This window comes from Streptomyces viridochromogenes (genome assembly GCF_001270495.1).
Lineage (GTDB): Bacteria > Actinomycetota > Actinomycetes > Streptomycetales > Streptomycetaceae > Streptomyces > Streptomyces viridochromogenes_A.
Genome location: NZ_LGUR01000118.1, coordinates 88,734 through 113,641 on the forward strand (window position 1 = coordinate 88,734; position 24,908 = coordinate 113,641).

Here is a 24,908-nt window from a genome sequence, read left to right on the forward strand (position 1 = left end):
TCACCCTATGTGATCAGCCATGTCGCTGCCCAACCAGGGTGCTGGCCTGCGCGGATGTGCGTCAACTCCCTGATGACGCAGGCGCGGTGGGAACGCTGACGTCGAAGTACCGCGCATCCGGCGAGGCTTTCATGAGAGCGGTGAGTGTGCGGGCCTTCGCGGCCCCCTTCTCGCCACTCCCCCATGCCACGGTCCGCCCACCTGCCAAAGCCAGTGAGATGTCGTCGTAGGAACGGACCTTGACGACCTGGGTATCGCGCGCGACGGCGGCCGGGAGGGCGCGTGCGACGCGCACCGCTTCCCGGACCAGACGGCTCTCCCCGAAGCGGCGCAGGCTCGCGGCGGCGGAGCTCGACTGAGTCACCGTCAATTCCAGCGCGGGAACGCCTTTCGGAGCCTGAGAAACCGTGGCGAAACGGACGCCTTCCTTGTCCACTTCGACGAACTTTCCGTCCTTTTGGACAATCAGAACCGGAGTACGCTCCGCCACTTTAAGGCTGATTCCATGCGGCCAGGAGCGAACCACGTCAACCACGTCAATTCGGGGCAATTCCTGGCTCAGTCGTGCCTCAATCGCATCGGTGTCGACGGAAATCAGCGGCGCGCCCACCGGGACGTCGGCCGCCTCCAAGACCTGTGCGGGCGTCAGGACCCGGGTCCCCGAGACGGATACGCGCTCGACGCGCAGCCACTTGGAGCCGTACAGCAGCCAGCCGGAGCCCGCGCCGAGGAGGACGAGCACGATGAGAAGGATGATGATCGTACGAAGCCTCGGGGTCGGCCTCAATCGCCGGGCGAGGGGCGGGTCGGACGACTCCTGCTGGCGTTCACCGCGCTCGGCGGTGGTCGGTCCGGCCACGCTCCCTGCCCTCCGTCATACGTTCCTAGCGGCGATGCGAGGCGATCGCCTCGTACACCATGCCGACGAGCAGGTCGTCGGCGTCCCGGCGGCCGAACTCGCTTGCGGCGCGGGACATCTCGTACAGCCGGTGCGGGTCGGCGAGCACGGGCAGGACGTTCTGCTGCACCCACTCGGGCGTGAGTTCCGCGTCGTCGACCAGCAGTCCGCCGCCGGCCTTGACCACCGGCTGGGCGTTGAGCCGCTGCTCCCCGTTGCCGATGGGCAGCGGGACGTAGGCGGCCGGGAGTCCGACGGCGGAGAGTTCGGCGACGGTCATCGCGCCCGCACGGCAGAGCATCATGTCGGCCGCGGCGTACGCGAGGTCCATCCGGTCCACGTACGGTACCGGGATGTACGGGGGCATTCCCGGCATCTGGTGCACCTGCGGCAGTTCGTTCTTCGGGCCGACCGCGTGCAGGATCTGGATCCCGGCCTGCTGGAGCCAGGGCGCGACCTGCTGGACGACCTCGTTGAGGCGGCGGGCGCCCTGTGAGCCACCGGAGACCAGCAGCGTGGGCAGGTTCGGGTCGAGGCCGAACGCGGCGCGGGCCTCGGGGCGGACGGCGGCCCGGTCGAGGGTGGCGATGGTCCGGCGCAGCGGGATCCCGATGTAGCGCGAGTTGCGGAGCTTGCTGTCCGGGGTGGAGACGGCGACCTGGGCGGCGTACCGCGAACCGATCTTGTTGGCGAGACCCGGGCGGGCGTTGGCCTCGTGGATGACGATCGGCACACCGAGGCGCTTGGCGGCGAGGTAGCCGGGCAGGGCGACATAGCCGCCGAAGCCGACGACGCAGTCCGCCTTCGTGCGCTCCAGGATCTGCTCGGTCGCCTTGATCGTGCCGCGCAGCCGGCCCGGGACGGTGATCAGCTCGGGCGTGGGCTTGCGGGGCAGCGGAACGGCGGGGATCAGCGCGAGCTCATAGCCCCGCTGTGGAACGAGCTTGGTCTCCAGGCCGCGCTCCGTGCCCAGGGCCGTGATCCCCACGGTCGGGTCCTGCCTGCGCAGGGCGTCCGCGAGGGCGAGCGCGGGCTCGATGTGGCCGGCGGTCCCCCCACCGGCGAGTACGACATGCACCGAAATTCACCGCTCTCCGGACGAGCGCGCCACCGAGGCACGCCGTCGCATCGTGTTCCATCTCCGAGGCGCCCGGCCGGAACCGGCGCCTCCCGCACGCTTTCTACCAAAGCGGGGTTGCCGCACGGAAAGCGCTGCCCGCGCAGCGGGCTCGTCACGCGCGAACGCGATCAGCAGCCCGATGGCGAACATGGTCGGCAGCAGGGCGGATCCTCCGTAGGAGAACAGCGGAAGGGGGACTCCGGCGATCGGCAGCAGGCCGAGCACCGCACCGATGTTGATCACGGCTTGCGCGGTGATCCAGGTGGTCACACCTCCCGCGGCATACCTGACGAAGCGGTCCTCCGTACGTCCGGCCACGCGGATACCCGCATAGCCTAGAGCCGCGAACAGGGCGAGCACCGACAGCGTCCCCGCCAGGCCCAGTTCCTCACCGGTGACGGCGAAGATGAAGTCGGTGTGGGCTTCGGGTAGTTGGCCCCATTTCTCCACACTCGCACCGAGTCCGGAACCGAAGATTCCGCCCGAGGCGAGCGCGTAGATGCCGTGCACTGCCTGCCAGCAGTCGACAGGGCCCTCCTGGGGCTCGGTGGCGCCGAGGCACTGCAGGCGGGCCATACGGTTCTCGCTGGTCTTGATCAGGAGCAGGCCGATCAGGCCGGCCACCGACAGGACCCCCACGAACAGCCGGGTCGGCGCCCCGGCCAGCCACAGCAGGCCGAACAGGATCGCCGACAGGACGATCGCCGTACCCATGTCGCCGCCGAGCATGATCAGCCCGAGCAGCATGAAGGCGACCGGCACCAGCGGAACCAGCATGTGCTTCCACTGCGTCAGCAGCTTCTTGTCCTCCTTGCGGGCGATCAGGTCCGCGCCCCACAGCACCAGCGCGAGCTTGCCGAACTCGCTGGGCTGGACCTGGAAGGACCCGCCGAGGGCGATCCAGTTCTGGTTGCCGTTGACCGCGACTCCTATCCCGGGCACCTGCACCAGCGCCATCAGGAAGACGGCGCCGGCGAGGATCGGGTAGGCGAGCGCCCGGTGCAGCTTCACGGGCATCCGGGAGGCGGCGAACAGCAGCCCGGTGCCGATCACCGCGGCCAGCAGCTGCTTGCGGAAGAAGTACGACCCCGGCAGCGACATCTGCAGTGCCTTGATCTGGGAGGCCGAGTACACCATCACCAGACCGAGCACGGTGATCAGCAGGCTGCCGCCGAGGATCAGGTAGTACGCGGTCAGCGGTCGGTCCCACGCCCGGTTCAGGCGGATGTACAGCCGCCGTACGGCGTTGTCGTGCGGCGACGGCCGGGGAGCGACGGGGCGCCGGACGACCCGCTGGACGGGAGGTCGTCCCGTGCGGCTACCGGGCATCGGCGCCCACCGCCTCGCCGTGGGAGTACGTACCGTCCGGCCACATCCGAGTCACGCGTCCCTCCAAGGGTCCCGAAGCACCCGCAGTGGCCGAGACCCGGCGTCAGGCGCCCGCGCCGAGTTCGCGAACCGCCTCCGCGAACACGTCACCGCGCTGGTTGTAGTTGACGAACATGTCCATCGAGGCACAGGCCGGGGCAAGCAGCACCGTGTCGCCGGGCTGGGCGAGCCGCCGTGCTTCCTGGACCGCCGCGAGCATCGCCCCAGTGTCGGTCCGGTCGAGGTCGACGACGGGTACTTCCGGCGCGTGTCGCGCCAGGGCTTCACGGATCAGGCCCCGATCCGCGCCGATGAGCACGACTCCGCGCAGCCGCCCGGCCGACTTGGTCACCAGCTCCTCGAAGACGGCGCCCTTGGCGAGCCCGCCCGCGATCCACACGATGGACTCGTAGGCCGCCAACGAGGCTTCCGCCGCGTGGGTGTTGGTGGCCTTGGAGTCGTCGATGTACGCGACCCCGTCCACGTCCGCCACATGCGCGATGCGGTGGGCGTCCGGGGTGAAGGCGCGCAGGCCGTCCCGTACGGCCTGGGGAGGCACCCCGTAGGCGCGGGCGAGGGCCGCCGCCGCCAGGGCGTTGGCGACGTTGTGCGGGGCCGGCGGGTTGACGTCGGTGACCTCGGCGAGCTCCTGGGCGTTCTTCTGCCGGTTCTCGACGAAGGCGCGGTCCACCAGGACGCCCTCGACGACGCCGAGTTGGGACGGGGCCGGGGTGCCGAGGGTGAAGCCGATGGCCCGGCAGCCTTCCTCGACGTCCGCCTCGCGCACCAGGTCCTCGGTGGCCTTGTCGGCGACGTTGTAGACACAGGCGACGCGATTGCCCTCGTAGATACGGCCCTTGTCGGCGGCGTACGCCTCCATGGAGCCGTGCCAGTCGAGGTGGTCGGGGGCCAGGTTCAGCACGGCCGCCGAGTGCGCCCGCAGCGAGGGCGCCCAGTGGAGCTGGTAGCTGGACAACTCCACGGCGAGGACGTCGTACTGCTCCTCGCCGAGCACCGCGTCGAGGAGCGAGACGCCGATGTTGCCGACGGCGGCGGTGCGCAGGCCCGCCGCCTTGAGGATGGAGGCGAGCATCTGGACGGTCGTGGTCTTGCCGTTGGTGCCGGTGACGGCGAGCCAGGGCGCGGCGTCCGGGCCGCGCAGCCGCCAGGCGAGCTCGACGTCGCCCCAGACGGGGACGCCCGCCGCACGAGCCGCCGTGAAGAGCGGCTTGTCGGGCTTCCAGCCGGGCGCGGTGACGATGAGGTCGGTGCCTTCGGGCAGGGTCGCTCCGTCACCGAGGCGGACGGTGATGCCCAGGGCCTCCAGCTCGGCGGCCTGGGCACGCGCGCGTGCGTCGTCGCCGTCGTTGACGACGGTGATCTTCGCGCCGAGCCCGTGCAGCACCTTGGCCGCCGGGATCCCGGAGACGCCGAGTCCCGCGACGGTGACGTTCTTCCCCTGCCAGTCGGTCACTTGTCCGCTGCCCATCCCGCGTAGAAGAGGCCCAGTCCGACGATCACACAGATGCCCTGAATGATCCAGAAACGGACCACGATGAGTACTTCGGACCAGCCCTGGAGTTCGAAGTGGTGCTGGAGTGGCGCCATGCGGAAGACGCGCTTGCCGGTGAGGCGGAAGGAGCCGACCTGGATGACCACCGACATGGTGATCAGCACGAACAGGCCGCCGAGGAGGGCGACCAGCAGCTCGGTGCGGGAGCAGATGGCGAGGCCCGCCAGCGCGCCACCCAGGGCGAGCGAACCGGTGTCACCCATGAAGATCTTGGCCGGCGACGTGTTCCACCACAGGAAGCCGAGGCAGGCGCCCATCAGCGCGGAGGAGACGACAGCGAGGTCGAGTGGATCGCGTACCTCGTAACAGGCGCCCGGGTTGGTCAGGGTCTGCGCGTTGGCGCAGGACTCCTGGAACTGCCACACGCCGATGAAGGTGTAGGCGCCGAAGACCAGCACGGATGCGCCGGTGGCGAGGCCGTCGAGACCGTCCGTCAGGTTCACGCCGTTCGACATGGCGAGGATCATGAACAGCGCCCAGACGACGAACAGCACCGGGCCGATGGACCAGCCGAAGTCCTGCACGAAGGAGAGCTTGGTGGAGGCCGGGGTGTTGCCGCGGTTGTCCGCGAACTGGAGCGAGAGCACCGCGAAGGCGATACCGCCGAGCAGCTGGCCGGCCATCTTGGCCTTGGCCCGCAGACCCAGCGACCGCCGCTTGACGATCTTGATGTAGTCGTCCAGGAAGCCGACCAGACCCATGCCGGCCATCAGACCGATCACCAGGATGCCGGAGAAGGTCGGCGGCTTGCCCGTGATCAGCTTGGACAGGAAGTACGCGACGATCGTCGCCAGGATGAAGGCGATACCGCCCATGGTCGGCGTACCGCGCTTGCTGTGGTGCTCGCGCGGGCCGTCGTCACGGATGTACTGGCCGTAGCCCTTGCGGGCCAGCAGCTTGATCAGCAGCGGGGTGCCGACCAGGGTCAGGAAGAGGCCAATGACTCCTGAGAACAGGATCTGATTCATCATCGGGCGGCAACCTCACCCTCGGTACCGCCCGCGAGCAGCGCCTCGGCGACGCTCTCCAGACCGATCGAACGGGACGCCTTCACGAGTACGACGTCCCCCGGGCGCAACTCGCTGCGCAACAGGTCGACCGCCGCCTGTGCGTCGGACACGTGCACCGACTCCTCACCCCACGAACCCTCGTTATATGCGCCCAGTTGCAGCCAGGACGCTTCCCTGCCCCCGACTGCGACGAGCTTGCTGACGTTGAGCCGGACGGCGAGCCGTCCGACCGCGTCGTGCTCGGCGAGCGCCTCGTCCCCGAGCTCGGCCATCTCGCCGAGCACCGCCCACGTACGACGTCCCTTGCCCATGGCCGCGAGCGCACGCAGAGCGGCTCGCATGGACTCGGGGTTCGCGTTGTAGGCGTCGTTGACGACCGTCACGCCGTCCGGGCGCTCGGTGACCTCCATCCGCCAGCGGGAGAGGGAGCCCGCCTCGGAGAGCGCGGTGGCGATCTCTTCCGCGGACATGCCCAGCTCATGGGCGACGGCGGCCGCGGCGAGCGCGTTCGACACGTGGTGCTCACCGTACAGGCGCATGGTCACATCACTGCACCCGGAGGGTGTGTGAAGCATGAAGGAAGGCTGTCCGGTGTCCGTGAGTCGCACGTTCTCGGCGCGTACGTCCGCTTCGCCGGACTCTCCGAAAAGGATCACCTTCGCCTTCGTACGGGATGCCATGGCCCGTACGAGGGGATCGTCGGCGTTGAGGACCGCGGCTCCGTCTTCCGGAAGGCTCTCCACCAACTCGCCCTTGGCCTGCGCGATCTGCTCACGGCCGCCGAACTCGCCGATGTGGGCGGTGCCGACGTTGAGCACGAGGCCGATCTTCGGGGGCGTCAGATCGGTGAGGTAGCGGATGTGGCCGATGCCGCGGGCACCCATCTCCAGGACGAGGAACCTCGTCTCCTCGGTGGCGCTGAGCGCGGTCAGCGGCAGCCCGATCTCGTTGTTGAACGAGCCCGGCGTCCACACCGTGGGCGCCTTGCGCTGGAGCACCTGGGCGATCAGGTCCTTGGTGCTGGTCTTGCCCGCCGAGCCGGTGAGGGCCACCAGGGTCGCGCCGAGCCGGCGTACGACATGCCGGGCGAGGGCACCGAGGGCCGTCTGGACGTCGGCCACGACGATCGCGGGACCGTCGACGGGACGCGACGCCAGTACGGCGACCGCGCCCGCTTCGACGACCTGCCGGGCGAAGTCGTGGCCGTCCACGCGCTCCCCGGCGAAGGCGGCGAAGAGGGTGCCGGGCTCCACTTCACGGGAGTCCCGGACGACGGGTCCGGTGACCTGGACGGACGGATCCGGTATGTCGTGCGTCTGCCCGCCGACGACTTCTGCGATCTCGGCGAGAGAGAGGGCGATCACAAGTTCATCCCTGGGTCTTCTGGATAGCTTCGCGCAGCACCTGGCGGTCGTCGAAGGGACGGACCACTCCGGCGATGTCCTGGCCCTGCTCATGGCCCTTGCCGGCGACCAGCACGGTGTCGCCGGGCCGGGCGCGGGCCACGGCCGCGGCGATCGCGGCGGCCCGGTCCTCGAAGACCTGGACCTCGCCACGCTCGTGTGCCGGTACGGACGCCGCGCCCTGGAGCATGGTCGCGAGGATCGCGAGGGGGTCTTCGGAACGGGGGTTGTCGGAGGTCAGTACGGCGGTGTCGGCGAGCCGGGCGGCGGCGGCGCCCATCGGCCCGCGCTTGGTCACGTCACGGTCACCGCCGCAACCGAGCACGATGTGCAGGCTGCCCTCGGTGACCTTGCGGAGCGCCTTGAGCACCGATTCGACGGCGTCGGTCTTGTGGGCGTAGTCCACGACCGCGAGATACGGCTGCCCGGCGTCCACGCGCTCCAGCCGGCCCGGCACGCCGGGCACGGCGGCGATGCCGTCGGCGGCTGCCTGGACGTCGAGGCCGGCGGCGGCCAGGGCGGTGACGGCGGCGAGGGTGTTCGCCACGTTGAAGGGGCCCGCGATCGGCGACCTGGCGGCGATCCGCTCGCCCTTGGGACCGATCACGGTGAACGTCGAGTCCATGGGGCCGATCGTCACGTCCTCGGCGCGCCAGTCGGCGTCGGGGTGGCCCTCGGCGGAGAAGGTGACGACCGGGACGGTGGCTTCCTTGGCCAGCCGGCGGCCGTACTCGTCGTCGAGGTTGACGACGCCGAGTTTGCTGCGTTTCGGGGTGAACAGCTGTGCCTTGGCCCGGAAGTAGTCCTCCATGTCGGAGTGGAACTCCATGTGTTCCGGGCTGAGGTTGGTGAAGACGGCGATGTCGAAGACGCAGGCGTCGACCCGGCCGAGGACCAGCGCGTGGCTGGAGACCTCCATGGCGACCGCCTCGACGCCGCGTTCGCGCATGACGGCGAACAGGGCCTGGAGGTCGGTGGCTTCGGGCGTGGTGCGCTCGGACTTGATGCGCTCGTCGCCGATGCGCATCTCGACCGTACCGATGAGTCCGGTGGTGCGGGCGGCCTTGAGGGCGCCCTCGACGAGATACGCGGTGGTGGTCTTGCCGGAGGTGCCGGTGATGCCGATCTGGAGGAGATCGCGGCCGGGGTGGCCGTAGATCGTGGCCGCCAGTTCACCCATCTGCCCGCGCGGCTCCGCCACGACCAGGACCGGCAGGCCGGTCGCGGCGGCGCGCTCGGCGCCGGTCGGGTCGGTCAGCACGGCGACCGCGCCGAGGCCCGCGGCCTGCGTGACGAAGTCGGCGCCGTGCAGGCGGGCGCCCGGGAGGGCGGCGTACAGATCGCCGGGGCGGACGGCGCGCGAGTCATGGGTGATGCCCGTGACCTCCACGGCGGCGTCCGCGCGATCCGGCGCGGCGGCACCCAGCTGATCGGCGAGTTCCGCGAGGGGTGTGGCGGAGACCTGCACCGGCCTGGGCGGCCCGGGGTACGTCACGGGATGCCCCTTCTGGGTGGTTTGGGACTGATCAGCGTGTGGCACGGCGGTGAGCGTACCGGGCGCACCCGCCTGGGAGCGAAGTGAGGGGCGGGGGGCGCCTTGGTTCCCTGAGTCGGGAGTGATCGTTGTCACGAGGTGTTTCCTGGCTGCTCGGTGCTGATCAGGGGGTCAGTTGAAGGCGACCGGGAGCTTGGCCGCCTTGGCCCCGGTCGGCGGGACCTGGAGGGTCTTCAGGGCGAACTCCATCACCTGCTTGTAGATGGGTCCGCAGATCTGGCCGCCGAAGTAGTTGCCCTGGGTGGCGTTCTGGATGGCGCAGTAGACCGTGACACGGGGCTTGTCCGCGGGCGCGAAGCCGGCGAACGACGACGTGTAGCCGCGGTACTTGCCGGTGGCCGGATCCACTCGGTTCGCCGTACCCGTCTTGCCCGCGACCCGGTAGCCGGGGATGCGCGCCTTGGTGCCGGTGCCCTCCCTGTCGTCCACGACCGACTCCAGCATCTGGGCGAGGGTCTTCGCAGTCTTGGCGCTGATGACCCGGGTCTTCTCGGGCTTAGGGGCCTCGGTGAACTTCCCGTCGGGCCCCTCGGTGCCGCGCACGAGCGTGGGTTCGACGCGTACGCCGCCGTTGGCGATCGTGGAGTAGATCGAGGCCGCCTGCATCGCGTTGAGGGACAGACCCTGGCCGAAAGGAATCGTGTACTGCTGCGACGTCGACCACTTGTCCGGTGCCGCCAGGATGCCCGGGGTCTCGCCGGGAAAGCCGAGCCCGGAGTAGCTGCCGAGGCCGAACTTGCGCAGGTAGTCGTAGAGGACCTTGTTGGCCGCCCGCTGGGTCTTGCCGAGCTGGCCGGTGGCGAGGATGGTGCCGATGTTGCTGGACTTGGCGAGCACGCCGTTGAGCGTCAGGAACCAGGTGTCGTGGTCGATGTCGTCCTTGAACAGCCGGTCACCGCGGTGCAGCCGGTTGGGCACGATGACATGCGTGCCGGGTGTGGCCACGCCCTCCTCCAGTACGGCGGCCATCGACATGATCTTGGCGGTGGAGCCGGGCTCGAAGGCGTCCTGGACGGCCGCGTTGCCCATGTTCGCGCTGCTGGCCTCGGAGAGGTCGTTCGGGTCGAAGCCGGGCGAGTTGGCCATGGCGAGGACCTCGCCGGTGCGGGTGTCCTGGACGATCACATAGCCGCGGTCCGCCCTGGACTCCCGCACCTGCTTGGTGATCGCGTTCTGCGCGGCCCACTGGATGTCGCGGTCGATGGTGAGTTCGACGTCGCTGCCGGGCACGGCGGGCGTCTCGGTGGAGTTCACGGTGGGCACCTGGCGGCCGCCGGACTGGGCGTAGCGGATCTCGCCGTCCTTGCCGGACAGCTGCTTGTTCAGCTGCTGCTCGATGCCGCCGCCGCCCTTGCCGTCGGCGTTGACCCAGCCCAGTATCCCGGCGGCGAGGTCGCCGTTCGGGTAGACGCGCTTGCTGCTGGCGACCGAGAGGACGCCGGCGAGGACGTTGACCGTGCTCTTGTCGTGCGCTGACTTGGTGGCCAGAGCGCTCTTCAGGTCCTTGATCTGCTTCCAGACCTGCGGGGTCTGGCGGTTGGCCAGCAGGGTGTAGCGCAGGTTCTTGTTCGCCGGGCGGAGCTTTCTGACGATCTTCTCCGGCTCCTGGCCGAGGATCGGCGCGAGGAGGGCGGCCGCCTGCTCGGGGCCGTCGTCGATCTTCAGTTGCTCGCGGGAGAACAGCGTGGGGTCGGCCGTGATGTCGTACGCGTCCACGCTGGCCGCCAGGGCGACGCCGTTGCGGTCGGTGATGCCGCCGCGCTCGGCGGCCAGGGTGTAGCCGACGTACCGGTTCTTCTCGGCCTTGGCCGCGTAGGTGCTCGCGTCGACCCCCTGCACCTGGAGCAGCCGTACGACGAAGACGGCCAGGACGAGGGTCAGGGCGAGACCGACCATGCGCAGCCTGGGGCGAGGGCTGCCGAGCCGGATCTTGCCGGGGGGCATGGGGCGGGGCCGTGCCGGGCGGGCCCCGGGGCCCGGGCGTCGCTGGGCGCCGCCGGAGCGGGCGGGCTTCGCGGGGCCGGGCACGCGCCGCCGGGGCGGTTCCCTGTCGGACACTTCCGTCACCTGCCGGGGGTCGGGTACGTGGACTGCTGGACGGAGGGCGCGTACTGGGGTGCGGCGTAGGTGGCCGCGGGCTGAGGCGCGGTGGGGGTGGCCCCGGGCGTCGGTGTGGCGGGGGTGGCCTCGGGAGTCGGCGTGGTGGGTGCCGGGGGCGGCCCGGGCTCGGTGACGAGCGCCTCGGGGGCGAGGGCGAGGGGGTTGTACACGGCGCCCTGCCCGGCGGCCGCGGGGCTGGGGACGCCCTTGACCGTGCCGTCGGGGTTCAGGAAGGCGGGGTCGCCGCCGGGAACCATGCCCAGTTCGAGGGCGCGGCGCTGGAGGGCGTCGGGGGCGGAGTAGGCGTCGATGTCCCGCTGGAGGGACTGCTCCTCGTCGGTGAGGGCCTTCGTCTCCTTCTGCAGGTCGTCGAGTCTGAACGCGCCTTCGCTGAGGGCGGAGTTCAGCACGAGGAGCCCGATCAGACCGCCGCCGAGCAGGACGACGACAAGGAGGACGAAGGGGGCGCGGGCGGCCTGTCTGGCTCCCGCGGGGAAGAGCCGCGCGAGCCGGGCGGCCCGCCCCCTCAGTTCGGGTTTCCTACTCACTCGCCCTCCCTTGAGTCCAGTTCTCCAACTCATGGGTTTGAATCCTGGACCCGGACACCCGCCCCTGCCTCCCACCCGTCATTCGATGGACTCCCTGATGCGCTCGGCGCCCCGCAGACGCGCCGGTGCGGCGCGCCGGTTCTCGGCGACCTCTTCCTCGGTGGGAAGTTCGGCACCGCGCGTCAGCAGCTTGAGCCGCGGCTGGTACTGCTCGGGGACGACGGGCAGCCCCGGCGGGGCGGTGTTGGCGGCGCCGGCCGCGAACACCTGCTTGACCAGCCGGTCCTCCAGCGAGTGGTACGACAGGACGGCGATCCGTCCGCCGAGGGCGAGGGCCTCCACCGCGGCCGGGATCGCCCTCTCCAGGACGGAGAGCTCGCCGTTGACCTCGATGCGCAGCGCCTGGAAGGTGCGCTTGGCCGGGTTGCCGCCGGTGCGCTTGGCGGCCTGCGGCAGCGCGTCCCGGATGAGCTCCACGAGCCGGGCGCTGTTGGTGAACGGCTCCTTGTCGCGCTCCCGGACGATGGCGGCCACGATCCGCTTGGCCTGCTTCTCCTCGCCGTAGGCGCGCAGGATCCGGACGAGTTCGCCGGGCGGGTAGGTGTTGAGGACCTCGGCGGCGCTGACGCCGGTCGTCTGGTCCATGCGCATGTCGAGGGGCGCGTCCTGCGCGTAGGCGAAGCCGCGGTCGGCCTCGTCGAGCTGCATCGAGGAGACACCGAGGTCGAACAGCACGCCCTGTACGCGCGCGATACCGAGCCGCTCCAGTACCTCCGGGAGCTCGTCGTAGACGGCGTGCACCAGGGTCGCGCGCTCACCGTAGGAGGCGAGCCGCTCGCCGGACAGGCGCAGGGCCTCCTTGTCCCGGTCGAGGGCGACGAGCCGGGCCTCGGGGAACCGCTGGAGGAGAGCCTCGCTGTGGCCGCCGAGCCCGAGCGTGCAGTCGACGACCACCGCTCCGGGCCGCTCCAGGGCGGGGGCCAACAGGTCCAGGCACCGCTGGAGCATCACCGGGACATGTCGACTCTGGCTCAAGGGGCCCTCTCAGATCCGACGGGGCTCGCACGCACCGCCGGGCCCCCACCTTCCCCCAGCGAGCCGGGGACCCCCGGTGAAGGGGAGGCCTGCCGGCGCCGGAAGCGTCAGCCGACCGGGAGCGGGAGGAGGCCGAGCCGTACGTACGCGCCGCGCACGCGGGGAGATCTCCGGAAAGTCGCCGGGGTCTCCGGGGAATTCAGTCCAGCAGGGAGTCTCGCCTCCCGCTTCGCGTCACTTTAGTCCACGGTGTCTCGCGGTCAATCAACCGGCCTGCGCGTCGCCGCTTCGGGTTCCGCCCCAGCCGCACCCTGCGCTGAATCGCTCGTATGGACGCACTCACGCCACCCCTGTGGGTTACCTCACTACAAGACTCAATGGCGTTCTTTGTCCCCCCTCACAGCAGGACCGTTTCGGACGTGACCAGTAACGTCATGGGTATGACGACTTCTGCATCGGTTCCCGCTGGTCCCGAGAGTGCGATAGTCCGCCGCGGCACGGTCACAGACCGCCTTGTCGAGGCCAACGAGCACTACGCCTCCGCGTTCACCGACCCGGGCATGGACGCCCGGCCCGTGCTCCAGGTCGCCATCGTCGCCTGCATGGACGCACGGCTCGACCTGCACGCCGCGCTCGGTCTGGGTCTCGGCGACTGTCACACCATCCGCAACGCCGGTGGTGTCGTCACCGACGACGTGATCCGCTCGCTCACCATCAGCCAGCGCAAGCTCGGCACCCGCAGCATCGTCCTGATCCACCACACCGGCTGCGGCCTGGAGTCCCTCACCGAGGACTTCCGGACCGAGCTGGAGCTGGAGGTCGGTCAGCGGCCCGCCTGGGCGGTGGAGTCCTTCCGGGACGTCGACCAGGACGTGCGGCAGTCGATGCAGCGTGTACGCACCTCGCCGTTCCTGGTGAACACCGACGACGTGCGCGGCTTCGTCTTCGACGTGAAGACGGGTCTGCTGCGCGAGGTCGACCCCGCGTAACCCTCCGCCGCAGCTGTCGTTTCGCTGTCAATTTCGGCTCCGGGCTGCAGAAAAGGCCCTAAGCCCTGACATATCGCGGACAGTTGTCCACAGTCGAGTGACACGAATCGGTAACGGCAGCAAGAATGCGAGGGTGGGCAACACGCGGAACTTTCCACGCGTGGTGTCCGTGTTCCAGGGGTGGGCCGGTCCGCATCGCGTCGGCCCGGAAAGAACGGGCCGAGGAGGGCCGGGTGACGACCTATGACGATCGAGCGAGCCTCACTGATCTGACCGCCACTGTGGAGCGTGTCCGCAGTTCGGTGGAGGGTGTGATCGAGGGCAAGCCCGAGGTCGTACGGCTTTCGCTGACCGTGCTGCTCGCCGAGGGACATCTTCTGATCGAGGATGTTCCCGGCGTGGGCAAGACAATGCTGGCCAAGGCGCTGGCGCGGTCCATCGACTGTTCCGTCCGGCGTATCCAGTTCACGCCCGACCTGCTGCCGTCCGACATCACCGGCGTGTCGATCTGGGACCAGCAGCGCAAGGACTTCGAGTTCAAGCCCGGCGCGATCTTCGCCCAGATCGTGATCGGCGACGAGATCAACCGCGCCTCGCCGAAGACGCAGTCCGCGCTGCTGGAGTCCATGGAGGAGCGCCAGGTCACCATCGACGGCCAGACCTACGAGCTGCCGAGCCCCTTCATGGTGGTGGCCACGCAGAACCCGGTCGAGATGGAGGGCACCTATCCGCTGCCCGAGGCCCAGCGCGACCGCTTCATGGCCCGCGTCTCCGTCGGCTACCCCAGCGTGGAGGCCGAGCTGCAGATGCTGGACGTGCACGGCGGGGCCTCGCCGCTGGAGGACCTCCAGCCGGTGGCGCACGCGCACGACATCGTGAAGCTGATCGACGCGGTCCGCGGCGTCCACGTCGCCGAGCCGGTGCGGCGGTACGCGGTGGAGCTGGTCGCCGCCACGCGCACCCACCCGGACCTCAGACTCGGCGCCTCCCCGCGCGCGACGCTGCATCTGCTGCGCGCGGCGAAGGCGTCGGCGGCCCTGAGCGGCCGGGAGTACGCGCTGCCGGACGACGTGCAGGCCCTCGCCGTGGCCGTCCTGGCCCACCGCCTGCTGCCCACCGCGCAGGCCCAGCTGAACCGCCGTACCTCCGAGCAGGTCGTCCAGGAGATCCTGCAACGCACCCCGGTGCCCGCCGCGCCGCACCAGCAGAGCGGCTTCGGCGGCCTGGGCCGCGGCACTCCGTCGTACGGCCAGCAGCCGCCGCGGAGGCTCGGATGACCTCCGGTGGGACCGGGCAGGCGGAGGCGGACCGCGGCGAGAAGAGCGGGATCCGCACCGCACTGGCCGGTCTGACCACGCGTGGCCGCTCCTTCCTGGCCGCCGGCATCGCGGCCGCCGTCTGCGCCTACGTCCTCGGCCAGAGCGACCTGCTGCGCGTCGGCCTGCTGCTGGCGGTGCTCCCGCTGGTGTGCGCGACGGTGCTGTACCGCACGCGCTACCGGGTCGCGGGCAGCCGAAGGCTCTCCCCCGCGCGCGTACCCGCCGGCAGCGAGGCCCGGGTGCATCTGCGGATGGACAACGTCTCCCGGCTGCCCACCGGCCTGCTGATGCTCCAGGACCGGGTGCCCTACGTCCTCGGGCCGCGCCCGCGCTTCGTGCTGGACCGGGTGGAGGCGGGCGGCCGCCGCGAGGTGTCCTACCGCGTGCGCTCCGACCTGCGCGGCCGCTATCCGCTGGGCCCGTTGCAGCTGCGCCTGAGCGACCCGTTCGGCATGTGCGAGCTGACCCGCTCCTTCTCCACGTACGACACCCTGACGGTCATCCCGCGCGTGGAGCCGCTGCCGCCGGTCCGCTTCAGCGGGGAGGCGAAGGGGTACGGGGACGGACGGCAGCGCTCGCTCGCGCTGGCCGGCGACGACGACGTGATCCCGCGCGGGTACCGCTACGGCGACGACCTGCGCCGCGTGCACTGGCGCTCCACCGCCCGCTACGGCGAGCTGATGGTGCGCCGTGAGGAGCTGCCGCAGCGCTCCCGCTGCACGGTGCTGCTGGACACCCGGGGCCTGGCCTTCCAGGGCGCGGGCCCGGACTCGGCCTTCGAGTGGGCCGTGTCGGGCGCCGCGTCCGCGCTGGTCCACATGCTCGAACGGGGCTTCTCCGTCCGGCTGTTGACCGACACCGGCAGCTCGGTGCCCGGCGAGGGCGCCGACGGGTTCGCGGGCGCGAGCCAGGAGTCGGCGGACGCCGCCGGGCTGATGATGGACACCCTCGCGGTGATCGACCACTCGGACGGTACGGGGCTGTCACGGGCGTACGACGTGCTGCGCGGGGGCAACGAGGGGCTGCTGGTCGCCTTCTTCGGCGACCTCGACGAGGAGCAGGCGGCGGTGGCCGCCAAGATGCGCCAGCGCAGCGGGGGCGCGGTGGCCTTCGTCCTGGACAGCGGGACATGGGTGCGGGAACCGGCCGATGTGCCCGGCGCGTTGGACAGGAGCGAGGAGCGGCTGCGGATGCTGCGGGAGGCGGGCTGGACGGCCCTTGGCGTGCCGCGGGGCGCCTCGCTGGACGAGCTGTGGCGTCAGGCGGACCGAACGCGTACGGACGCGGTCGCGGCGAGCGTGGCGCGGGGCGAGGGGGGACGGGCATGAGCGGGCGGACCCGGATGGCGCTGTGCGCCGCGGCGGCCACACTGATGGCGGCCTGCGCCCTGCTGCCGCTGGTCGCCCCGGTCACCTGGCTGATTCAGGCGATCTTCCTGTTGGCGATCCAGACAGGCATGGGCATGGCGACCCGGCGTGTGCCGCTGGCCCGCCCTCTGACGGTGGTCGTGCAGGCCCTCGTCGCCCTGATGCTGCTGACCATGACCTTCGCCAACCAGCAGGCGATCATCGGAGTGATCCCCGGCCCGGAGGCCTTCCGGCACTTCGGCGACCTGTTGCAGACAGGCGCGGACGACGTCAGCCGGTACTCGATCCCGGCGCCGCTGTCGGACGGCATCCGGCTGATGCTGATCGGCGGTGTCCTGGTCATCGGCCTGGCGGTGGACACCCTCGCGGTGACCTTCCGCAGCGCCGCCCCGGCCGGGCTGCCGCTGCTGGCCCTGTACTCGGTGGCCGCTGGGCTGTCCGACGGCGGTGCGGACTGGCTGTGGTTCCTGGTCGCCGCCGCGGGCTATCTGATGCTGCTCCTGGCCGAGGGACGCGACCGGCTCTCGCAGTGGGGCCGGGTCTTCGGCGGTGTCCCACGGAGACCCGGCGGAGAGCCGACCGACGCGGTGGCACCGGTCCGCACCGGGCGGCGCATCGGCGTGGTCGCGCTGGGCATCGCCCTGGTGGTGCCGCTCGGTCTGCCCGCGATGAACGGCGGCCTGCTGGACCCCGCAGGCACGGTGGGCGCAGGCCGCGGGAGCGGTGGCATGATCAACGCGGTGAACCCGGTGGTGTCGCTGCGCAACAGTCTGAACGTGGACGAGGACCGCCAGGTCATGTCCCTGAAGACCACCACGGCCGACGTCTCGAATCTGTACCTGCGGATCGTGTCTCTGGACGACTTCGACGGCAAGGACTGGGAACCGACCCAGCGCGGCATCCAGGCCGTGCCGGACGAGTTCCCCACACCCTTCGGCCTCGGCCCCGACGTCCGGCGCGCGGAGGTGGAGACGACCATCTCGGCCGCGGGCTGGTACGGCCAGAACTGGCTGCCGATGCCGTATCCGCCCAGCGGCGTGGACATCGAGGGCAGGTGGCGGTACGAACCCCTGGGGATGACGGTCGTCGGTGATCGCCGCCAGACCACCCGCGGGGTGACGTACACCGTGCGCAGCCTCGATGTGCAGCCGACGGCGGAGCAGCTCGCAAACGCGCCGGAGCCGCCCGCCGCACTCAAGCGCGAGTTCACCGAGCTGCCCGACTCGCTGCCCGCGGTGGTCGCCCGCACTGCGCGCGAGGTCACCGGCGGCGCGACCAGCCATTACGAGCAGGCTGTGAAGCTGCAGGAGTACTTCGCCCTGACCGGCGGGTTCCAGTACAACACCAGCGTCAAGGCCGGCGAAGATCGACAGGCCATCGCCCGCTTCCTGCGCGACAAGCAGGGCTTCTGCGTCCACTTCTCCTTCGCGATGGCGGCGATGGCCCGCTCACTGGGCATACCGGCACGGGTCGCGGTGGGCTTCGCGCCCGGCACCCCGCAGGGCGACGGCTCGGTCTCGGTGGGGCTGAGGGACGCCCACGCCTGGCCGGAGCTGTACTTCGAGGGCGTGGGCTGGACTCGCTTCGAGCCGACGCCGACCCGTGGCTCGGTGCCGTCGTACACCCAGTCGGACACGCCGGGCTCCAACCTCCCGGACGTGCCACGGCCCACGCAGTCGGCCAGCACGGGACCGTCCGCGTCGCCCTCGACCAGCGAGAGCTGCGCGGGGCAGAAGCCGGAGCTGTGCGCGAGCGAGTCCCCGGCGGTCGCGCCGGCCACGGATGACGACGGCCCGAAGTGGTACGTCGCCCTGGCCTGGGTGCTCGGTGCGGCCGGGGCGCTGCTGATCCCGTTGGCGCCGATGCTGTGGCGGCTTCGGACCAGAGCGGTGCGGCTGGGAGGGCATGGCCGCACGGAGGCCGACGTGTCGCTCCACACCTTGGCGGTGTGGCAGGAACTGACGGACACGGCATGGGACTTCGGCATTCCGCCGGACGACTCCCAGACCCCCCGCAAGGCTGCCGCCCGCATCGTCCGGCTGGGCCACCTCGACCCGCCGGCCGCGACCTCGGTGCACCGGGTGGCCGACGCGGTGGAACAGGTCCTCTACGCTCCGAGCCCCCGCCCGACGGCCGGCCTCGCGGAGGATGTCCGCGGTGTCGTGTCCAACCTCCGCTCCAAGGCCGGCCGGACGGCCAAGCTGCGCGCCCTGCTGGCCCCACGGTCCAGCGTGCGGGTGGCCTGGGCGCTGTCGGACTGGTGGATCGCCCTCAGGGAGCGCGCCGCCACGGCCCGACCGACGCTGCGCAGGCCGTCCACCCCCGGTCAGCGGGGGTGACTGCGGGCTGAGGGGGGCGTGGCGTGGAGGGACGGATCCCTGCCCGCGCCCCCACTCGCCGGGTCCTCCGCTCCCCAAGGGCCCCGGTCTCCCAGGGGCCCCGGTCTCCCAGGGCCGCCACTGCTCACAGGACACGGGCATCAAAGGCTGCAGGCATACATCAGGGGGTGGCCACCCACCGGTGGTCACCCCCTGCGTCTGTATGGGAGCTGCTCGTCGAGCTAATGGCCGCCCTGTTCGTCACGGCGGCGCTGCCAGCGCTGTTCGATGCGGTCCATCATCGAGCGCTTCTGGCGTGGCTGGCGGCGGGCCTGCTGGCCGCCGGCGGGCTGTTCGCCCGGCTTGGGGGCCTTGCGCCAGCCGGTCACGGCGAGTACCGCACAGCCCAGCATGACGAGGAAGCCCACCACGCTGAGCCAGACCTGCTTGGCGACCATTCCAGCCATGAGGAGCGCGATACCTACGAGGAAGCCCGCGACCGCCTGGTAGACCCGTCGCCGGGTGTACGTACGCAGCCCGCTTCCCTCAAGCGCTGTCGCGAACTTGGGATCTTCGGCGTACAGCGCTCGCTCCATCTGCTCGAGCATTCGCTGCTCGTGCTCCGAGAGCGGCACGGAGTCCTCCTCATCGTGCAGTCGCCGGGGCGACCCGGGGGGTCCCTTCAGGATAGGCAGGGAATCGCCCCCGTGAAACCCGCCCCTCTACGCCAATTGGCCAACCGGGCTCCGCCATGGACGTCCCGGCTCGCTGAGATCTGCATTCCCCAGCGGCCGACCCGTCATGCCGGAACGGTCTCCCTCGATCATACGGCGCTGAGCGCCCGATCGGGGGGCCTGTGGCGTACTCCATGTGCAGCCAAGTCCCTGATCAACGGCGCGCACCCGAGGTCCGCTCACGGAGAGCCCGGCGGGCGGCTCAGGCCCCGGAGGTCTCCCCCGTCTCGCCGAGCACGTGGAGCTGCGTGGCGACCGAGTGGAAGGCGGACAGCTCGGCGGCCGCCTCCTCCAGCTTCAGCAGCGCCTCCAGGGCTCCGGGCTCGGTGTCCACCAGCACCCCGGGCACCAGGTCGGCGAAGACCCGTACGCCGTGCACGGCACCGACCCTGAGGCCGGCGCCCTCGACCAGCCCGGTGAGCTGCTCGGCGGTGAAACGGCGCGGCACGGGGTCGCCCTGGCCCCAGCGGCCGTCCGGGTCCTCCAGGGCCTGCTTGGCCTCCTTGAAGTGACCGGCGAGGGCCCGCGCCAGCACCGCTCCGCCCAGACCGGCGGCGAGCAGGCTGAGGACGCCCTCCGCGCGCAGGGCGGCCACCGCGTTGCGGACGCCTTCGGCGGGGTCGTCGACGTACTCGAGGACGCCGTGGCACAGCACGACGTCGTACCCGCCGCGCTCGACCACGTCGAAGAGGCCGTGGGCATCGCCCTGGACGCCCCGCACCCGGTCGGCGACCTCGGCCTCGGCAGTGCGCCGCTCCAGGGCGAAGAGCGCGTTCGGGCTGGGGTCGACGACGGTGACACGGTGGCCGAGGCGGGCGAGGGGCACCGCGAAGTTGCCGCTGCCGCCCCCGGTGTCGAGGACGTCGAGCGCCTGACGACCCGTGGCCTTGACCCGGCGGTCCAGGGCGTCCTGGAGGACTTCCCAGACCACGGCGGTACGGAGTGAGGCGCGGGGGCGCATCGGGTCCGACACTGTAGTTGACTCCTCGGCGCGGCACCGCCACTTGCACGGCGGAGCGAACGGGCTGCCTTCCCGGCCCGGGTCACGGGGATGGGAAGGCTTCAGGCGCCCTCCACCCTATTGCCTAGGACACCTCACCCGACCACCACGGTGCCGCGCGACGCCGTCCGTCTCGCGGGACGGACGGTGAGAGCCGTGAACGCGACACCGCCGGCCCCCGAGGCCCCGTCAGCCCGCGTCCGGCATGTCCTCGCGCGTGTGCCGTGAGCCGGCGGCTTCCTCCCCGTCCGCGTCCGGTCGTGGCTGCGGCAGGACCGGCTGGAGCACCAGCATCCGCTCGACGAGGCGCAGGAACATCGCCACGTCGCGTATCAGGTCGTCGGCGTCCCGACGGCTGGCCGCGCCCTGGATGCCCGCCTCCGCCCGGGCGCGGCGCCGGGCACCGGAGGCGAACAACGCGCTCCACTCGGAGAGTTCGGGCGCTATCTCGGGGAGCACTTCCCAGGCGCTCCTGATCCGGGCGCGGCGCCTGGGCGTGGGTTCGGGGCGCCCCCGGGCGGCGAGTACGGCGGCGGCGATGCGCAGGGCGGAGAGGTGGGCGGTGGCATAGCGCTCGTTCGACGTTTCCAGGACGGCGGCCTCGTCCAGTCCGGCACGGGCCTGGGCGAGCAGGTCGAGGGCGGCGGGCGGGGCCGTGGCCCGGCGGAGCACGGGGTGCACGTCGCTCGCCGGGCCGGTCAGTGAGGGGGCAGGGCCGGTGGCGCCGCGCCGACGGGCGGCTGCTGCGTGAGAGGTGGCCATGACGAACCTCCTGTCGTCTGTGTGACGGCACGCCCGATACGGGATGCCGTATGTGCCCATCGTGGGGTATGGCACTGACAATCCGTTCTGACCTGGCCTTTTGCATCGATCGCGAGTTCGGGCTAGTTTTTGCACTGACCAGTCAGTTCAAATGAGGAGGGGGCAGGGATGGGGGGAACCGTGGCCGCAGTCGGCGTCACGGCCCACGGCCTCGGGCTCGAAGGGCCCCGCGGATGGGCGTTCCGCGGGGTCTCCTTCGAGGCGGAGGCAGGCTCACTGATCACGATCGAGGGGCCGTCCGGCACCGGCCGCACCTGCCTGCTGCTCGCGCTCACGGGGCGTATGAAGCCCACGGAGGGCTCCGCCGTCGTGGGCGACGCCGGGCTGCCCAGGCGCATGGCGGCGGTCCGGCGTATCAGCGCCCTGGCCCACGTCCCGGGTGTGACCGACCTGGACCCGGCCCTGACCGTCGCCGAGCACCTGCACGAACGGGCGTTGCTGCAAAGGCGGTTCGGCGACTCGGTGCGCGGGCTGCTGCGTCCGCGGGGCGAGCGGCGGAACGAGGAACAGCGGCGGATCGACGCCGCGCTGACGGCGGCGGGCCTCGACCGGGAAGCCCTGCCCAAGGGATCCCGTACGGCCGTTCGGGATCTGGAGCGGCTGGAGGCGCTGCGGCTGTCCATCGCGCTGGCCCTGATCGGGAGCCCGCGCGTGCTCGGCGTCGACGACACCGACCTCAAGCTCTCGGACGCCGAACGGGCCGAGGTCTGGGCGCTGTTGAAGTCGATAGCCGAGGCCGGGACCACGGTCCTGGCGGTGTGCAGCGAGGCCCCCGACGGCACCGTCAAGGTGTCCACCACCCCGAAGGGCGACGCCCGGGAATCCGACGGAAAGGAGGCCGCCGATGCGCTCGCCGAGGCTGGCCGCGCTTGAGCTCCGGCGCTTCGGCCGGGGGAAGCTGCCGCGTGCCGCCCTGGTCGCGCTGCTGGTGCTGCCCCTGCTGTACGGCGCCCTGTACCTGTGGTCGTTCTGGGACCCGTACGGCCGTCTCGACCGTATCCCCGTGGCGCTCGTGAACGACGACAAGGGAGCGACCGTCGGCGACAAGAAGCTCGTCGCCGGTGACGACATCACCAAGGGGCTGCGCGAGAGCGACGTCTTCGACTGGCGGGAGGTGAGTGCCGCCGAGGCCGAGAAGGGCGTCGAGGACGGCAGCTACTACCTGTCGCTGACCATGCCGGCCGACTTCAGCAAGAGGATCGCCTCCAGCTCGGGCGACTCCCCGGAGACGGGCGCACTTCAGGTGCGTACGAACGACGCGAACAACTACATCGTCGGGCAGATCTCGCGAACGGTCTTCAGCGAGGTGCGCGAGGCCGCGTCCACGAAGGCGTCGCGGTCGTTCCTGGACAAGATCTTCGTCTCGTTCTCCGACATCCACGGCAAGACGGTCAAGGCCGCGAACGGCGCCGACAGGCTCGAAGGCGGCATCGGGAAGGCGGAGAAGGGTTCCAAGGACCTCGCCGACGGGCTGAAGGACGCCAAGAAGGGCAGCGGCAAGCTGTCCACGGGCCTGAAGAAGCTCAACCAGGGCGCGGGCGACCTGGAGAGCGGCTCACGGCAGGTCGCCGAGGGGACGCAGACGCTCGCCGACCGGGTCAACGGAGTCGACCGGAAGATCGGCCCGTTCTTCCAGGACAACGAGAAGACCATCGGGGACACCGCGAAGCTGGTCGCCGACACCTCCGGGGCGATCCGCGCCAACCTCGACGACCTGGTGGAGCACGCTCCGGGCGCCGCCAAGGGAGCCCACGCGGCTTCCGACGTACTGGACGCCGTCTACAAGGCGCGCTGCGAGGACCCCGTCCTGCCCGACCCGGCCTGCGCCGACCTGAAGAAGGCCAAGACCTCGGCAGCGGACGTGGCGACGATCGCCGACGATCTCAACACGCTGATCACCGACCACGACGGCGATCTGAAGAAGCTCGACAAGAACCTCGCCACCCTCCAGAAGCAGTCCCAGGCACTCGCCGACCGCGCGCCCCGCCTCTCCGAGGACCTCGACGACGCCGTCACCAGGATCAACAAGCTGAACCAGGGCGCCGCGAAGGTCGCCGCGGGCGCCAAGAAGCTGCACACCGGCCTGGGCACGGCCAGGACCGGTGCGGCGGACCTGGACAGCGGTGTCGGCCGGCTCAAGACCGGCGCGGTCGACCTCAACGGCGGCATCTACAAGCTCGTCGACGGCTCCGGGAAGCTTTCGGACGGGCTGCACGACGGCGCCGAGCAGATCCCCGACTACGACAAGAAGGACCGCGACCAACGCACCGAGGTCATGTCCGACCCGGTCCAGCTCGTCTCGCGGGACATGCACAAGGCCCCCAACTACGGCACCGGGTTCGCGCCGTACTTCATCCCGCTGTCCCTGTGGGTGGGCGCGATGGTGGCGTACATGGTGATTTCGCCGATGAACCGGCGCGCGCTCGCCGCGGGCGCCTCGGCCTGGCGGATCGCGCTGACCGGCTGGCTGCCCGTGGTGACGATCGGGGTGCTCCAGACCCTGGCCCTGATGTCGGTGCTGCACTGGGCGGTCGGGTTGCAGATGGTGCGCGCGGCCGGGACCGTGGGCTTCCTGTTCCTGGTGACGGCGTGCTTCGCGGCGATCGTGCAGTGGCTGAACGCGCGCTTCGGGGCGGCGGGCCGGATCCTCGTCCTCGCCTTCCTGATGCTGCAGTTGACGTCCGCGGGCGGCACGTACCCCGTGCAGACCAGCCCGGGCTTCTTCAACGCGCTCCACCCCTTCCTGCCGATGAGCTACGTGGTGGAGGCGCTCAGGAGGCTCATCACGGGCGGCGGTCTCGGACCGGTGTGGCAGGCGTGCGTGGTGCTCGTCGCCTTCACCGCGGGCGCCCTCGCGCTGACCGCGCTGTCGGCCCGTCGCCGGCAGGTGTGGACGCTCGACCGGCTGCACCCGGAGCTGACCCTGTGAGTGCGCGCGGGACAATCAGGGCCATGGAAAGCAGCAACGCCGCGTCGGGCGGCAGCACGCGCCGTGAGGCCACCCGGCAGAAGCTCTACGAGGCGGCCGTCACGCTCATCGCCGAACAGGGCTTCTCCGCCACCACCGTTGACGAGATCGCCGAGCGGGCCGGGGTGGCGAAGGGCACGGTCTACTACAACTTCGCGAGCAAGTCGGTCCTCTTCGAGGAGCTGCTGCGGCACGGAGTCGAACTCCTCACCGCCTCCCTTCGGGAGGCGGCCGAGAAGACCGCCCGGGACGGCGGCACCAAGGTGGACGCCCTGGACGCGATGATCCGCGCGGGGCTGGTCTTCATCGACCGCTACCCGTCCTTCACCCAGCTCTACGTCGCGGAACTGTGGCGCACCAACCGGGCCTGGCAGTCCACGCTGATGGTGGTCCGGCAGCAGGCCGTGGCGGTCGTCGAGGGGGTGCTGCGCGAGGGCGTGGAGAACGGCGAGTTCAGCGAGGAGATCGACATCGGGCTGACCGCCTCCGCGCTGGTCGGCATGGTCCTGGTGGCCGCGCTGGACTGGAAGTCGTTCCAGGCGGAGCGCTCCCTGGACGACGTGCACGCGGCGCTGTCGCGGCTGTTGCAGGGCCGGGTGAGCGGGCGCCGCTGAAGCGACGGTGCCACGAGACACACCGATCCACGAGACACACCGAGCCCGCACACACCGATCCTCGCGCACACACGAAAGCGCCGGTCCGGAAGTGGCCGCGTCCCCCGCGGGCCACTCTCGAACCGGCGCCTTCTCGTGCTCCCCCGTTTCCCCGTTCCCCCGTACTC

Annotated in this window: 20 protein-coding genes; 7 read left to right on the forward strand and 13 right to left on the reverse strand. The window is 70.9% G+C overall.

The genetic code is table 11. The features are described 5' to 3' along the window. Nucleotides 1-61: 61 nt before the first annotated feature. The 10 genes from ADK36_RS14620 to rsmH all read right to left on the reverse strand — a co-directional run bounded on the left by ADK36_RS14620 (nucleotide 62) and on the right by rsmH (nucleotide 12,610). Nucleotides 62-859 carry a cell division protein FtsQ/DivIB gene (locus tag ADK36_RS14620; RefSeq protein ID WP_053197827.1) on the reverse strand — a complete coding sequence of 266 codons (798 nt, stop codon included), beginning with the start codon at nucleotides 857-859 and terminating at the stop codon, nucleotides 62-64. A gap of 25 nt (nucleotides 860-884) precedes the next feature. Further along, the gene (gene murG, locus ADK36_RS14625) at nucleotides 885-1,976 is read right to left on the reverse strand and encodes an undecaprenyldiphospho-muramoylpentapeptide beta-N-acetylglucosaminyltransferase (RefSeq protein ID WP_048583439.1); all 1,092 of its coding nucleotides are present in this window, start codon (nucleotides 1,974-1,976) and stop codon (nucleotides 885-887) included. A 6-nt stretch (nucleotides 1,977-1,982) separates the two neighbouring features. Beyond that, nucleotides 1,983-3,347 carry a putative lipid II flippase FtsW gene (gene ftsW / locus ADK36_RS14630; RefSeq protein WP_048583440.1) on the reverse strand — a complete coding sequence of 455 codons (1,365 nt, stop codon included), beginning with the start codon at nucleotides 3,345-3,347 and terminating at the stop codon, nucleotides 1,983-1,985. A 103-nt stretch (nucleotides 3,348-3,450) separates the two neighbouring features. Further along, nucleotides 3,451-4,875 (reverse strand): UDP-N-acetylmuramoyl-L-alanine--D-glutamate ligase, encoded by a 1,425-nt coding sequence (gene murD, locus ADK36_RS14635; RefSeq protein ID WP_048583441.1) that lies wholly within the window; start codon nucleotides 4,873-4,875, stop codon nucleotides 3,451-3,453. Next, nucleotides 4,857-5,930 (reverse strand): phospho-N-acetylmuramoyl-pentapeptide-transferase, encoded by a 1,074-nt coding sequence (gene mraY, locus ADK36_RS14640; RefSeq protein ID WP_048583442.1) that lies wholly within the window; start codon nucleotides 5,928-5,930, stop codon nucleotides 4,857-4,859. The genes murD and mraY overlap by 19 nt, the downstream gene beginning before the upstream one ends. Then, complete coding sequence (locus ADK36_RS14645) at nucleotides 5,927-7,333, reverse strand: UDP-N-acetylmuramoyl-tripeptide--D-alanyl-D-alanine ligase (protein WP_048583443.1); 1,407 nt, start codon at nucleotides 7,331-7,333, stop codon at nucleotides 5,927-5,929. Before ADK36_RS14645 ends, mraY begins: the two co-directional genes overlap by 4 nt. A gap of 4 nt (nucleotides 7,334-7,337) precedes the next feature. Continuing rightward, nucleotides 7,338-8,867: a UDP-N-acetylmuramoyl-L-alanyl-D-glutamate--2,6-diaminopimelate ligase gene (locus ADK36_RS14650; protein ID WP_048583444.1), complete on the reverse strand. Its 1,530-nt coding sequence runs from the start codon at nucleotides 8,865-8,867 to the stop codon at nucleotides 7,338-7,340. A gap of 171 nt (nucleotides 8,868-9,038) precedes the next feature. Beyond that, a complete protein-coding gene (locus ADK36_RS14655) occupies nucleotides 9,039-10,985 on the reverse strand; it encodes a peptidoglycan D,D-transpeptidase FtsI family protein (RefSeq protein ID WP_276525834.1) in 1,947 nt (648 codons plus the stop codon). 5 nt (nucleotides 10,986-10,990) lie between these two features. Then, entirely contained in the window at nucleotides 10,991-11,575 is a 585-nt protein-coding gene (locus tag ADK36_RS14660; RefSeq protein WP_048583446.1) for a membrane protein, read from the reverse strand. Nucleotides 11,576-11,653: 78 nt separating this feature from the next. Further along, nucleotides 11,654-12,610: a 16S rRNA (cytosine(1402)-N(4))-methyltransferase RsmH gene (gene rsmH, locus ADK36_RS14665; protein WP_078916397.1), complete on the reverse strand. Its 957-nt coding sequence runs from the start codon at nucleotides 12,608-12,610 to the stop codon at nucleotides 11,654-11,656. Nucleotides 12,611-13,050: 440 nt separating this feature from the next. On the opposite strand from rsmH, the gene ADK36_RS14670 reads away from it, so the two are divergent. The 4 genes from ADK36_RS14670 to ADK36_RS14685 all read left to right on the forward strand — a co-directional run bounded on the left by ADK36_RS14670 (nucleotide 13,051) and on the right by ADK36_RS14685 (nucleotide 18,624). After that, nucleotides 13,051-13,599, forward strand: a complete 549-nt coding sequence (locus ADK36_RS14670) for a beta-class carbonic anhydrase (protein WP_053197829.1) — start codon at nucleotides 13,051-13,053, stop codon at nucleotides 13,597-13,599. A gap of 233 nt (nucleotides 13,600-13,832) precedes the next feature. Further along, the gene (locus ADK36_RS14675; RefSeq protein ID WP_048583449.1) at nucleotides 13,833-14,876 is read left to right on the forward strand and encodes an AAA family ATPase; all 1,044 of its coding nucleotides are present in this window, start codon (nucleotides 13,833-13,835) and stop codon (nucleotides 14,874-14,876) included. Continuing rightward, nucleotides 14,873-16,246: a DUF58 domain-containing protein gene (locus ADK36_RS14680; RefSeq protein ID WP_053197830.1), complete on the forward strand. Its 1,374-nt coding sequence runs from the start codon at nucleotides 14,873-14,875 to the stop codon at nucleotides 16,244-16,246. Before ADK36_RS14675 ends, ADK36_RS14680 begins: the two co-directional genes overlap by 4 nt. Beyond that, the gene (locus tag ADK36_RS14685; RefSeq protein ID WP_048583451.1) at nucleotides 16,243-18,624 is read left to right on the forward strand and encodes a transglutaminase TgpA family protein; all 2,382 of its coding nucleotides are present in this window, start codon (nucleotides 16,243-16,245) and stop codon (nucleotides 18,622-18,624) included. The genes ADK36_RS14680 and ADK36_RS14685 overlap by 4 nt, the downstream gene beginning before the upstream one ends. A gap of 221 nt (nucleotides 18,625-18,845) precedes the next feature. Here ADK36_RS14685 and ADK36_RS14690 read toward each other — a convergent pair whose 3' ends face one another. The 3 genes from ADK36_RS14690 to ADK36_RS14700 form a co-directional block, all read right to left on the reverse strand. Then, nucleotides 18,846-19,238, reverse strand: a complete 393-nt coding sequence (locus tag ADK36_RS14690) for a DUF3040 domain-containing protein (RefSeq protein WP_048583452.1) — start codon at nucleotides 19,236-19,238, stop codon at nucleotides 18,846-18,848. A 301-nt stretch (nucleotides 19,239-19,539) separates the two neighbouring features. Next, nucleotides 19,540-20,310, reverse strand: coding sequence for a class I SAM-dependent methyltransferase (locus ADK36_RS14695; protein ID WP_048583453.1), 771 nt, complete (start codon nucleotides 20,308-20,310; stop codon nucleotides 19,540-19,542). Between the two features lie 216 nt (nucleotides 20,311-20,526). Beyond that, complete coding sequence (locus ADK36_RS14700) at nucleotides 20,527-21,099, reverse strand: SAV_6107 family HEPN domain-containing protein (protein ID WP_048583454.1); 573 nt, start codon at nucleotides 21,097-21,099, stop codon at nucleotides 20,527-20,529. Between the two features lie 168 nt (nucleotides 21,100-21,267). Here ADK36_RS14700 and ADK36_RS14705 point away from each other — a divergent pair, with 168 nt between their 5' ends. Genes ADK36_RS14705 through ADK36_RS14715 form a run of 3 tightly spaced genes read left to right on the forward strand, consistent with a single transcriptional unit; the run spans nucleotide 21,268 to nucleotide 24,741 of the window. After that, the gene (locus ADK36_RS14705) at nucleotides 21,268-22,032 is read left to right on the forward strand and encodes an ATP-binding cassette domain-containing protein (protein ID WP_053197833.1); all 765 of its coding nucleotides are present in this window, start codon (nucleotides 21,268-21,270) and stop codon (nucleotides 22,030-22,032) included. Beyond that, entirely contained in the window at nucleotides 22,004-24,088 is a 2,085-nt protein-coding gene (locus ADK36_RS14710; RefSeq protein WP_053197835.1) for a YhgE/Pip domain-containing protein, read from the forward strand. The genes ADK36_RS14705 and ADK36_RS14710 overlap by 29 nt, the downstream gene beginning before the upstream one ends. A gap of 23 nt (nucleotides 24,089-24,111) precedes the next feature. Then, nucleotides 24,112-24,741: a TetR/AcrR family transcriptional regulator gene (locus ADK36_RS14715; RefSeq protein WP_048583457.1), complete on the forward strand. Its 630-nt coding sequence runs from the start codon at nucleotides 24,112-24,114 to the stop codon at nucleotides 24,739-24,741. Nucleotides 24,742-24,908 lie beyond the last annotated feature (167 nt).

Bases quoted from the DNA above. Each gene is read 5' to 3' on its own strand.
- ftsW (WP_048583440.1), bottom strand. From the start codon at position 3,347: ATGCCCGGTAGCCGCACGGGACGACCTCCCGTCCAGCGGGTCGTCCGG.
- murD (WP_048583441.1), bottom strand. From the start codon at position 4,875: ATGGGCAGCGGACAAGTGACCGACTGGCAGGGGAAGAACGTCACCGTC.
- ADK36_RS14670 (WP_053197829.1), top strand. From the start codon at position 13,051: ATGACGACTTCTGCATCGGTTCCCGCTGGTCCCGAGAGTGCGATAGTC.
- ADK36_RS14705 (WP_053197833.1), top strand. From the start codon at position 21,268: ATGGGGGGAACCGTGGCCGCAGTCGGCGTCACGGCCCACGGCCTCGGG.
- mraY (WP_048583442.1), bottom strand. From the start codon at position 5,930: ATGATGAATCAGATCCTGTTCTCAGGAGTCATTGGCCTCTTCCTGACC.
- ADK36_RS14685 (WP_048583451.1), top strand. From the start codon at position 16,243: ATGAGCGGGCGGACCCGGATGGCGCTGTGCGCCGCGGCGGCCACACTG.
- ADK36_RS14710 (WP_053197835.1), top strand. From the start codon at position 22,004: ATGCGCTCGCCGAGGCTGGCCGCGCTTGAGCTCCGGCGCTTCGGCCGG.
- ADK36_RS14700 (WP_048583454.1), bottom strand. From the start codon at position 21,099: ATGGCCACCTCTCACGCAGCAGCCGCCCGTCGGCGCGGCGCCACCGGC.
- ADK36_RS14680 (WP_053197830.1), top strand. From the start codon at position 14,873: ATGACCTCCGGTGGGACCGGGCAGGCGGAGGCGGACCGCGGCGAGAAG.
- ADK36_RS14715 (WP_048583457.1), top strand. From the start codon at position 24,112: ATGGAAAGCAGCAACGCCGCGTCGGGCGGCAGCACGCGCCGTGAGGCC.